Source organism: Saccharomonospora halophila 8 (assembly GCF_000383775.1).
Taxonomy (GTDB): domain Bacteria; phylum Actinomycetota; class Actinomycetes; order Mycobacteriales; family Pseudonocardiaceae; genus Saccharomonospora; species Saccharomonospora halophila.
This window is the reverse complement of the sequence record NZ_KB912482.1, coordinates 25,183-34,205: the sequence shown is the minus strand read 5'-3', so window position 1 is coordinate 34,205 and position 9,023 is coordinate 25,183. Positions and strand designations below refer to the sequence as shown.

The 9,023-nt window shown below is 71.7% G+C and carries 8 protein-coding genes and 2 pseudogenes; 4 read left to right on the top strand and 6 right to left on the bottom strand.

Annotation, left to right across the window (positions count from 1 at the left end; all coding sequences use genetic code 11):
- The 4 genes from gcvPB to glyA form a co-directional block, all read left to right on the top strand.
- The coding region (gene gcvPB / locus SACHA_RS19700) for an aminomethyl-transferring glycine dehydrogenase subunit GcvPB (RefSeq protein ID WP_039737555.1) at window positions 1-1,693 on the top strand (1,693 nt) is incomplete at its 5' end.
- Between the two features lie 9 nt (window positions 1,694-1,702).
- Window positions 1,703-2,824 (top strand): glycine cleavage system aminomethyltransferase GcvT, encoded by a 1,122-nt coding sequence (gene gcvT / locus SACHA_RS0101255; RefSeq protein WP_019806559.1) that lies wholly within the window; start codon window positions 1,703-1,705, stop codon window positions 2,822-2,824.
- 3 nt (window positions 2,825-2,827) lie between these two features.
- Complete coding sequence (gene gcvH, locus SACHA_RS0101250) at window positions 2,828-3,208, top strand: glycine cleavage system protein GcvH (protein WP_019806558.1); 381 nt, start codon at window positions 2,828-2,830, stop codon at window positions 3,206-3,208.
- Between the two features lies 1 nt (window position 3,209).
- Complete coding sequence (gene glyA, locus SACHA_RS0101245; RefSeq protein ID WP_019806557.1) at window positions 3,210-4,481, top strand: serine hydroxymethyltransferase; 1,272 nt, start codon at window positions 3,210-3,212, stop codon at window positions 4,479-4,481.
- A gap of 132 nt (window positions 4,482-4,613) precedes the next feature.
- Here glyA and SACHA_RS0101240 read toward each other — a convergent pair whose 3' ends face one another.
- From SACHA_RS0101240 to SACHA_RS19695, 6 genes and pseudogenes are all read right to left on the bottom strand, one after another.
- Window positions 4,614-5,537, bottom strand: a complete 924-nt coding sequence (locus SACHA_RS0101240) for an exonuclease/endonuclease/phosphatase family protein (RefSeq protein ID WP_028662776.1) — start codon at window positions 5,535-5,537, stop codon at window positions 4,614-4,616.
- A gap of 147 nt (window positions 5,538-5,684) precedes the next feature.
- On the bottom strand, window positions 5,685-6,350 hold the full coding sequence (locus SACHA_RS0101235) for an O-methyltransferase (protein WP_019806555.1): 666 nt from the start codon (window positions 6,348-6,350) through the stop codon (window positions 5,685-5,687).
- A 118-nt stretch (window positions 6,351-6,468) separates the two neighbouring features.
- Window positions 6,469-6,672 (bottom strand): annotated as a pseudogene (locus tag SACHA_RS26480) (hypothetical protein); the annotation flags it as partial.
- A 106-nt stretch (window positions 6,673-6,778) separates the two neighbouring features.
- Window positions 6,779-7,081 carry a YrhK family protein gene (locus SACHA_RS0101225; RefSeq protein ID WP_019806553.1) on the bottom strand — a complete coding sequence of 101 codons (303 nt, stop codon included), beginning with the start codon at window positions 7,079-7,081 and terminating at the stop codon, window positions 6,779-6,781.
- A gap of 100 nt (window positions 7,082-7,181) precedes the next feature.
- Window positions 7,182-8,453 carry a Bcr/CflA family multidrug efflux MFS transporter gene (locus tag SACHA_RS0101220; RefSeq protein ID WP_019806552.1) on the bottom strand — a complete coding sequence of 424 codons (1,272 nt, stop codon included), beginning with the start codon at window positions 8,451-8,453 and terminating at the stop codon, window positions 7,182-7,184.
- 126 nt (window positions 8,454-8,579) lie between these two features.
- Window positions 8,580-9,023, bottom strand: a pseudogene (locus SACHA_RS19695) (MerR family transcriptional regulator); the annotation flags it as partial.

Here is a 9,023-nt window from a genome sequence, read left to right as displayed (position 1 = left end):
CGGCCGCGCGGACGCGGTGGTCGCGGCCGCCCGCGAGGCGGGCGTCAACCTCGGCCCGGTGGACGCCGACCACGTGCGGATCGCCTGTGACGAGGTCACCACCCCGGAGACGCTGGCCGACGTGCTCGGCGCGTTCGGGGTGGCCGACACCGGCCCGGTGACCACCGCCACGACCGCGGACAGCGGGGTGGGCGCGCTGCCCGACGGGCTGGACCGCACCAGCGAGTACCTGACGCACCAGGTGTTCCACACTTACCACTCGGAGACGGCGATGCTGCGCTACCTGCGCGGGCTCGCCGACTCCGACTACGCGCTCGACCGGGGCATGATCCCGCTCGGGTCCTGCACGATGAAGCTCAACGCCACCACCGAGATGGAGGCGGTCACCTGGCCCGAGTTCGCCGGGCTGCACCCGTTCGCGCCGTCTTCCGACGCCGAGGGCTACCGGGTGCTGATCGACCAGCTCAGCTCGTGGCTGGCCGAGGTCACCGGCTACGACAGCGTCTCGCTGCAGCCGAACGCGGGCAGCCAGGGTGAGCTGGCCGGGCTGCTGGCGATCCGCGCCTACCACCGTGCGCACGGGCAGCCGGAGCGCGACGTGTGCCTGATCCCGTCGTCGGCGCACGGCACCAACGCCGCCTCCGCCGTGCTCGCCGGGATGCGGGTGGTCGTGGTGGCCTGCACCGACAACGGCGACATCGACCTCGACGACCTGCGCGCGAAGGTGGACCAGCACCGCGACACGCTGTCCGCGATCATGGTCACCTACCCGTCGACGCACGGGGTGTACGAGACCGGGATCACCGAGCTGGCCGAGATCGTGCACTCCGGGGGCGGCCAGGTGTACGTGGACGGGGCGAACCTCAACGCCCTGCTCGGGCTGGCCAAGCCGGGCGAGTTCGGCGGTGACGTCTCGCACCTGAACCTGCACAAGACGTTCTGCATCCCGCACGGCGGGGGCGGTCCCGGTGTCGGGCCGGTCGCGGCGCGGGCGCACCTCGCGCCGTACCTGCCGAACCACCCGATGGAGCAGTCCGCGGGCCCGGAGACCGGCGTCGGGCCGATCTCCGAGGCGCCGTTCGGCTCGGCGTCGATCCTGCCGATCTCCTGGGCGTACGTGCGGATGATGGGGGCGGCCGGGCTGACCGACGCCACCCAGGTGGCGGTGCTGGCCGCCAACTACGTCGCCGCCCGGCTCACCCCGCACTTCCCGGTGCTCTACACCGGGCGGGACGGGCTAGTCGCGCACGAGTGCATCCTCGACCTGCGCGGGCTGACCAAGGAGACCGGGGTGACCGTGGACGACGTCGCCAAGCGGCTGATCGACTACGGGTTCCACGCCCCGACGATGTCGTTCCCGGTGGCGGGCACGCTGATGATGGAGCCGACCGAGAGCGAGGACCTGGCCGAGCTCGACCGGTTCTGCGACGCCATGATCGCCATCCGGCGGGAGATCGACGAGGTCGCGGCGGGCACCTGGGACGTGGAGCGCAGCCCCCTGCGCGGCGCCCCGCACACGGCCGAGCAGCTCACCGGCGACTGGGACCTGCCCTACGACCGGCGTACGGCCGTCTACCCGGGCCGTACCCGGCCGAAGGGCAAGTACTTCGCGCCGGTGCGACGCATCGAGGGCGCCTACGGCGACCGCAACCTCGTCTGCTCCTGCCCGCCCGTCGAGTCCTACGAAAGCTGAGGTCCCCGCGTGACGAACACGACGGACTCCACGCCGCGCCGGACCCCGCTGCACGAGGTGCACGCCGAACTCGGCGCGTCGTTCACCGATTTCGCCGGCTGGTCCATGCCGGTGCGCTACGACAGCGAACTGGCCGAACACCGGGCGGTCCGCGAGACGGCGGGCCAGTTCGACCTGTCCCACATGGGTGAGATCGAACTGACCGGGCCGCAGGCCGCCGACGCGCTCGATCACGCGATGGTCGGCCGGCTGTCGGCGGTCCGGGTGGGGCGCGCCCGCTACACGATGGTGTGCGACGCCGACGGCGGCATCCTGGACGACCTGGTCGTCTACCGGCTCGCCGAGCGGCACTACCTCGTGGTGGCGAACGCGGGCAACGCCGCGCTGATCGCCGACGAGCTGCGGGCCCGGGCGGCCGGCTTCGACACCGAGGTCACCGACCGTTCGGCGGAGACGGCGCTGATCGCCGTGCAGGGCCCCACCTCGGCCGCGATCGTGGCCGGGGCCACCGGGGCCGACCTGTCCGGACTGCGGTACTACGCGAGTATGCCCGCCGCCGTCGACGGGGACGAGGTGCTGCTCGCGCGCACCGGCTACACCGGCGAGGACGGCTTCGAGCTGTTCGTGCCCGCCGAAGCGGCCGTGCGGGTGTGGCGGCGGCTGGCCGACGCCGGTGCCGCGCACGGACTGAAGCCCGCCGGGCTGGCCTGCCGTGACTCGCTCCGACTCGAAGCGGGTATGCCGTTGTACGGCAACGAACTCGGCACCGGGACGACCCCGTTCCACGCCAATCTGGGGCGTCTGGTGAAATTCGACAAACCGGGTGATTTCGTGGGCAGGGCCGCCCTGGAAAAGTGTGGTGAACCGGACCGGGTCCTGGTGGGTCTGCGCGGCAGCGGCCGTCGCGCCCCCCGGCACGGCTACCGGCTGCTGCACGGTGACCACGAGGTCGGCGAGGTGACGAGCGGGGCGCTCTCGCCCACGCTCGGCCACCCGATCGCGATGGCCTTCGTCCCGCCGGAACTCACCGAACCCGGGACCGCCCTGTCGGCCGACATCCGCGGTCGCGCGGAACCGGTCGAGGTCGTGTCCCTGCCCTTCTACCAGCGTCCCTCCTCCCCGAAAGGCTGACCGTTGTCGACGACCATTCCCCAGGACCTGCGCTACACCGCCGAGCACGAGTGGGTACGCACCGAGGACGACACCGTGACCGTGGGTGTCACCGCGTTCGCCGCCGAGTCGCTCGGTGACGTCGTCTTCGTCGAGCTGCCCGAGGCCGGCGGTACCGTCACGGCGGGCGAGGTGTGCGGCGAGATCGAGTCGACCAAGTCGGTCAGCGAGCTGTACTCGCCCGTCACCGGCGAGATCGTCGCACTCAACGAGGCCGTCGTGGACGCACCGGAGACGGTCAACTCGGACCCGTACGGGGACGGGTGGCTGTTCCGCGTCCGCGTCGAGTCTCTGCCGGAACTGATGGACGCCGACGCCTACGCCGCACAGATTCAGGAGGGCTGACATGAAAACGTTCGACGCCGATCTGGCCACGGTCGACCCGGAGGTCGCCGACGCGGTGGCCGACGAGCTGGACCGCCAGCAGTCGACGCTGGAGATGATCGCCTCGGAGAACTTCGCGCCGGTGAGCGTGCTCGAGGCGCAGGGTTCCGTGCTGACCAACAAGTACGCCGAGGGCTACCCCGGCAAGCGCTATTACGGCGGCTGCGAGCACGTCGACGTCGTGGAGAACCTGGCGATCGAGCGGGCGAAGTCCCTGTTCGGTGCCGAGCACGCCAACGTGCAGCCGCACTCCGGTGCGCAGGCCAACGCGGCGGCGATGGTCTCGCTGCTCGACCCGGGTGACACGATCCTCGGGCTCGACCTCGCCCACGGCGGCCACCTCACGCACGGGATGAAGCTGAACTTCTCCGGCAAGCTCTACAACGTCGTGGCCTACCACGTCGACTCCGAGACCGGCCGTCTCGACATGGCCGAGGTCGAGCGGCTGGCTCGGGAGAGCCGCCCGAAGGTGATCATCGCGGGCTGGTCGGCCTACCCGCGGCAGATCGACTTCGCGGAGTTCCGCCGGATCGCCGACGAGGTCGGGGCGAAGCTGATGGTGGACATGGCCCACTTCGCCGGCCTGGTCGCGGCGGGCCTGCACCCGAACCCGGTGCCGTACGCGGACGTGGTGACCACCACCACGCACAAGACGCTCGGCGGGCCGCGCGGCGGCATCATCCTGTGCAAGCAGGAGTACGCCAAGAAGATCAACTCGTCGGTGTTCCCCGGCCAGCAGGGCGGGCCACTGGAGCACGTCATCGCGGGCAAGGCCGTGGCGCTCAAGATCGCCGCGAGTGACGAGTTCCGCGACCGGCAGCAGCGCGTGCTCGACGGCTCCCGCATCCTGGCCGACCGCCTGTCGCAGTCCGACTGCGTCGACAACGGCGTGCGGGTGCTCACCGGCGGCACGGACGTGCACCTGGTGCTGGTCGACCTGGTGAACTCCCAGCTGGACGGCAAGCAGGCCGAGGACCGGCTGCACGAGATCGGTATCACCGTCAACCGTAACGCGGTGCCCAACGACCCGCGCCCGCCGATGGTCACCTCGGGGCTGCGGGTCGGCACCCCGGCGCTGGCCGCCCGCGGCTTCGGTGCGGACGACTTCACCGAGGTCGCCGAGATCATCGCGACGGCGCTGCGGCCCGAGATCGACGACGCCACCCGCAAGGACCTGCGGTCCCGCGTGGCGGTGCTCGCCGAGAAGCACCCGCTCTACCCGCACAAGAACTGAGGCGGCCCACCCGCCGAGGCGCGGCCGAGCGGCCCGAACGGGGGCTCCGGGGTGACCCGGGGCCCCCGTTTTCGTGTTAGGGCCGTTGTCGTGGTGCGACACCGGGCGCCGGGACACGGCACCGCCCGGTCGTCAGCGCGCGGGCGGTGTCCAGCGGAAGGTGGCCGCGATCGGGTCGTGGTCGGACAGCCGCTCGCCGGTGTCGTCGAGGAAGTCGGCCCGGTCGTCGCTGTAGTCGGTGGCGGTCAGTTCGAGACCGTCGCCGCCGCGGTAGAAGATCTTGTCCACGACCTCGCACCGGTCGATCGTGGCGGTGTCGCACTCCGGGGACGGACCGCCGATCTCCGGCGGCACACCGTCGTGCACGAGTTCCACCCACGGGTCCCGCAGCCCGTTCTCCGCGACGAACTCCCGGACGATGTCGTCGCCGCTGGTGTAGCGGGAGTTCGTATCGCCCATGACGACCACGGGCCGGTCCCGCGAGTGCGTGGCGATGTGGTCGGACAGTTGCCGCAGGTTGCTCCGGCGGGCGCCGTGGTCGAGCGAGCTGTCCCCGGCGTCGGCGTGCAGGTTGTAGAAGTCGACGGAGACTCCGTCGGCGATGTCCACCCGGGAGAAGGTGAAGCCCTTCGGGGTGAGGCAGTCGGCCTGGTTGATCCAGCAGTCGTCCCAGGTGACGCGCTCGAATTCGGGGATGGGGAAGTTCGACAGCGTGTTCAGCCCGGACCCGAACGGCACCCCGCCGCTGGTCGCGGTGCGGTGCGGGTGGTCGTCGGCCTCGTACAGCGCGGCGTGGTAGTTGAAGTCCTCCTGGACGTGCACCACGTCGTACGGCGCGATCCGCTCGCCGATCACGGGGGTGTTCTCGGCCGGGTTGCTGCCGGAGAGCGGTTCCGGCAGCCCCGCGATGTTGTACGTCAGCGCCGTGAACGTTCCGCTCGCGGCCGTGGACGTCCCGTCCGCCGAGGCCGTGCCGTCTCCCGGTGTCGCGCTCGTGGGGGCTGTGCCGGCCCCGACGAGCGCGGCCAGCACCATCAGCGGGGCAAACCGTCTCATTCGCGCCTCCTCGACCGGTGACCGAACCTGAGTGAATCTCACGTTCGAGTCGGCGATCAACCGCCGAAGGAGGGAACCACGGGAGCCGCCGGACCCGGCACCCGAGGCCGGACCCGGGACAGCCGGGAGTCCTCGCGCGTTCCGGGGTCAGTCCGTGACCAGGGCGAGGGCGAGGCCGTCCCAGCCCTTCGTGCCGACCGTCTGCACGGCGGTCGCGTCCAGGCGCGGCTCCGCCGCGAGCAGCTCGATGACCTCCCGGCTGCCGCGCACCGAGGGGTCCGGGTCGGTCGCGTCGGCCACCGCGCCCCGGCGCACCACGTTGTCCACCACGATGAGCGAACCCGGCCTGCTCAGCCGCACGGCATGCCGGACGTAGTGCGGGTTGTTCACCTTGTCCGCGTCCACGAACGTCAGGTCGAAGGGACCGTCGGCACCCAGGGTCGGCAGGACGTCGAGGGCGGCGCCGACGCGGACGTCGATCCGTCCGGCCAGGCCCGCCCGACCGAAGTTCGCGCGGGCCAGTTCGGCGTAGGAGGGTTCCGCCTCGATCGTGACCACCCGGCCATCGGAGGTCAGCGCGCGGGCGAGCCAGACGGTGGAGTAGCCGGCGAGGGTGCCGATCTCCAGCACGCGGCGGGCTCCGATCATGCGGGCGAGCAGGTGGAGCAGTTTGCCCTGGTTCGCGGCCACGGAGATCGGGGGGAGACCGGCCCGGTCGGCCGCGCGCTGGAGGTCGTCGAGAACCTCGTCGTGCCCGACGAGCCGGCCGTCGAAGTAGTCGTCGACCGCGTGCCACCGCTGTTCGTCCGCCACGGTGGGTATCCTACGGCCGGTCGTCCCCCGGTGGGTCCGGTTCGTCACCCACCCCGGGGGCCTCGGTGGGATCGGCTTCCCGGACCGTGAACCGGTCCGTCGCCGCCTCCCCGGGGGGATCCTCGGGCTGGTCCTCGCCGACCCGCATCACCGCGTCCCGCAGCACGGCACGGAGGCGGCCCACGTCGAGCGAGGTCAGCACCGCGGCCTCGCCCGGTGGGGCGACGAGGACCACCCGATCGGCGCTGACGAACACCGACAGAGCCCGACGCCGCCCGGCCAGGTCCCGGCAGGTAACGGCCCATTCGTCTCGCACAACCACCTCGTCCGCCCCTCGTTGTCGTCGGGACAGACTGTATCGCGCGTCACAGCCGAATGTGATCGTTTCGACCGTTTTCCTCGCGCGATCCGTCCCGGCGGCGGTGCGGTCAGAAGTCGCGGGCACTCTCGGTCGGATGATGCGGGTGCATCCGGTGCAGCCGCATCCGGCGGTGGATCCGGATGACCGGGCGTGCGGCCAGCTGGAGGCTGCCCACCAGGAACAGCGCCGTGCCCACGACGACCGTGGCCTCCCAGAAGAACAGCACGCTGCCCACGGTGAACCACAGCGCGATCAGCAGGTCGTTACCGATACTGAGCAGTTCGTACCGGCGGCGGAGGACGAGTTCCTCGTGCCCGAACCGCAGGGTCAGCGTTCCGTCCCCGTCACCGGAGCGCCCGTCGTCGGCCATGGGTTCACCGTGCCACGCCCGGCCGGGATCGGCAGGTCACGTGCCCACCGTCCGGGGGGCCCGGTCCACCCGGGTGGCTCCGCCCGCGGGATCCGGCGGCTCAGCCCACCGGGGCGTCCGCCGGGGACCGGTCCGGTGGGGAGGTCGGTGTGCCGCGCGGCCGGGTGAGGACGAGGAACGTGGTCAGGGCCGCGGCGGCCGCGACCGCCATGATCATCGTCATCGGCAGTGCCGAGTCGCCACCGACGAGACCGACCAGGGGCGAGGCGGACCCGCCGACGAGGAACTGCACCACCCCGAGCAGCGCGGAGGCCGATCCGGCGGTGCGCGGGTGGTCGGCCAGGGCCAGCGACGTGGCGTTCGGCATGATCATCCCGACGGACGAGACCATGAGGAACAGCGGTGTCAGCAACCCCGGCAGGCCGAGGCCGGCCCGCACCGCGAGGACAGCGCCCAGCGCGCTGACGGTGACCATGATCAGGCCGGTGCGCAACAACGTGCGGGGGGCGACGCGGCCGACGATCCGGCCGTTGACCTGGGTCATGATCACCAGGCCGACGCCGTTCATCCCGAACGCCAGGCTGTACTCGCCGGGGGAGAGGCCGTAGAGGTCCTGGAGCACGAACGACGAGCCGGAGATGTAGGTGAACATGGCCGCGAACGCCAGACCCACGGTCACCGTGTAGCCGAAGAACACCCGGTCGGCCACCAGGTCGCGGTAGGTGCGCACGATGCGGCCGAACCGGGGAGGCCGGCGCCCCGCCACCGGCAGGGTCTCGGGCAGGGCCAGCGCCGCGACCACCAGCAGGATCCCGCCGAAGACGGTGAGCGTGACGAAGATGCCGCGCCACGACGTCCACTCCAGCAGCTGTCCCCCGATCACCGGCGCGAGGATCGGCGCCACCCCGACGACCAGCATCAGCACGGAGAAGAACCGCGCCATCGCGGCCCCGGAGAACAGGTCGCGCACCGCCGCCCGGGCGATCACCATCCCGGTGGCCGCGCCGAGGGCCTGCACCGCTCTGGCGGCGATCAGGACCTCCGCCGAGGGGCTGACCGCGGCGAGCGCCGAGGCCACGATGAAGATCGACACTCCGACGAGCAGGGGCCCGCGCCGCCCCCACGAATCCGACAGTGGCCCCGCCACCAGCTGGCCGATGCCGAGACCGACGAGGAACACGGCGAGCGTGAGCTGCAACACGGCGTCCGTGGAGTCGAGGTCCTCCGCCATGAACGGCAGGGCGGGCAGGTACATGTCGATCGACAACGGCCCGAACGCCGTCAGTCCCCCGAGGATGAGTGCGAAGCGTGCGATGCGGCCCTTCCCCGGTGCGCCCGCGTCGGTGTCGGCCACGTCCGTCGTCACGCTCACGCTGCCTCCTCATCGCGTCGGGTCAGTCCCCTGCGCAGTCACCGGCCTCTCGGCACAACTTGTTAGTGCTACTAAGTATTTCGTCGGAGCGCTGTGATCTGGATCTACGTCCGGTCGCTGTGTGTTTCAATCCAGTGCGACGGGCATCACGAGTGTGGTGTAGCTGCCCTGATCGGCCGAGCGCACCAGGAGCGGCCGGGTGGGTCCGCCGGTCTCCAGCAGCACCTCGGGCCCCACACCGGCCTCGACGATCGGTCCCAGCACGGCCGGATCGAACGCGACCCGCAGCGGTGTGGAACAGACCGCGCTCAGGTCGGTGTCCCCGACCCGGAGGGTGTCCCGGTGGGCGTCGAGGACCACGGGCCCGGAGTCGTCGCGGGCGAGTGCGTCGCCGAGGGCCACGCGGTCGGTGAGCACGCGGTGCCGCGGCGGGTCGAGGGCGGCGAGCAGGCTGCGGTGGTCCGGGTAGTCGGCGTCCAGCACGGGCAGGGTGCGCTCGTCCCGCTCGACGTCCGGCCCCGCGACGAGCCGGACCCGCCCCTCCTCGGCGATCAGCCGCAGCGCGGGGTG